A 1,315-nucleotide genomic window follows, 5' to 3' on the forward strand; every position below is an offset into this window, starting at 1 on the left:
CTCTCACCATACGAGCTTTTTACTTACTTGAAGTAAGTGGCGTCCCCTAGGGGATTCGAACCCCTGTTACCGCCGTGAAAGGGCGGTGTCCTAGGCCTCTAGACGAAGGGGACAAAAAATTAATCTTAAACATTCGAAGTTTAAAACTAATAAATGTCACTAGGACTTTAATTCAACGATGTGCATGGTGGAGCTAGACGGGATCGAACCGTCGACCTCCTCGCTGCCAGCGAGGCGCTCTCCCAGCTGAGCTATAGCCCCTTATTGCATACAATGATTTATTCACTGTGCATCGCTGAGTGCGGGGCGCATTCTATGCAGGCAGGAAAATAAAGTCAACAATTTTTAGTTAAGTTTTTTCTAACTGCTTCAAAAAACACCCAAGAGGACACAATATAAACAAAACTCTTCTTTAATTCAATCAAACCTTTTGTTTTAGTTTGATTTTTATACAAAAATACTAAGCACTCCCCTTCCCTGATTCACTCACGTACATAGTTTTAACTTAATGACTTAAATAACAGGAATGAAATTGATTAAAAAACAATAATCCGCTCCCCCTCACTAAGCTAAATCATAATTGCACTTGTATCTTTGTACGGTAACAACGATAGCTTGTGTTGTTCTTATCTATGTTATTTACACTCCTTATAATGAAGAGCTATTGTAATTTTATTAATTTGCCTATAAATACAGCAAGCAAACGAAATTTTCATTTTTAAGTATTGACTCCTTTGCTCGGCTCCCTATAATAGCGCCCCACAGCAACACGGTGTTATACACATTGTTTGTTGTAAAATTAGATATGGGTTGTTAGCTCAGTTGGGAGAGCATCGCCCTTACAAGGCGAGGGTCACTGGTTCAAGTCCAGTACAACCCACCATATCTAAATAATCTATATTGGGTTGTTAGCTCAGTTGGGAGAGCATCGCCCTTACAAGGCGAGGGTCACTGGTTCAAGTCCAGTACAACCCACCAATATAGACTGTAATTTGGGTGATTAGCTCAGTTGGGAGAGCATCGCCCTTACAAGGCGAGGGTCACTGGTTCAAGTCCAGTATCACCCACCAAATTACACATATCCCGGGTTGTTAGCTCAGTTGGGAGAGCATCGCCCTTACAAGGCGAGGGTCACTGGTTCAAGTCCAGTACAACCCACCATTTAAATCCGCTTAGCGGTTGGATTCTATCCATATAATCTATATTGGGTTGTTAGCTCAGTTGGGAGAGCATCGCCCTTACAAGGCGAGGGTCACTGGTTCAAGTCCAGTACAACCCACCAATATAGACTGTAATTTGGGTGATTAGCTCAGTT

At 42.1% G+C, this 1,315-nt stretch carries 7 tRNA genes; 5 read left to right on the forward strand and 2 right to left on the reverse strand.

Features of this window, described 5'->3' with window-relative positions:
- Window positions 1-37: 37 nt before the first annotated feature.
- Window positions 38-113: transfer RNA gene (locus QNM16_RS19455), tRNA-Glu, on the reverse strand.
- 72 nt (window positions 114-185) lie between these two features.
- Window positions 186-261: transfer RNA gene (locus tag QNM16_RS19460), tRNA-Ala, on the reverse strand.
- Between the two features lie 546 nt (window positions 262-807).
- Between QNM16_RS19460 and QNM16_RS19465 the strand changes: the two genes are divergently transcribed.
- The 5 genes from QNM16_RS19465 to QNM16_RS19485 all read left to right on the forward strand — a co-directional run bounded on the left by QNM16_RS19465 (window position 808) and on the right by QNM16_RS19485 (window position 1,282).
- Window positions 808-883: transfer RNA gene (locus tag QNM16_RS19465), tRNA-Val, on the forward strand.
- A 19-nt stretch (window positions 884-902) separates the two neighbouring features.
- Window positions 903-978 (forward strand) — tRNA-Val (locus tag QNM16_RS19470).
- Between the two features lie 16 nt (window positions 979-994).
- Window positions 995-1,070: transfer RNA gene (locus tag QNM16_RS19475), tRNA-Val, on the forward strand.
- A gap of 15 nt (window positions 1,071-1,085) precedes the next feature.
- Window positions 1,086-1,161, forward strand: a tRNA-Val gene (locus tag QNM16_RS19480).
- A 45-nt stretch (window positions 1,162-1,206) separates the two neighbouring features.
- Window positions 1,207-1,282 (forward strand) — tRNA-Val (locus tag QNM16_RS19485).
- The last annotated feature ends 33 nt before the right edge of the window (window positions 1,283-1,315 follow it).

The organism is Pseudoalteromonas umbrosa (assembly GCF_030125375.1).
GTDB lineage: Bacteria > Pseudomonadota > Gammaproteobacteria > Enterobacterales > Alteromonadaceae > Pseudoalteromonas > Pseudoalteromonas umbrosa.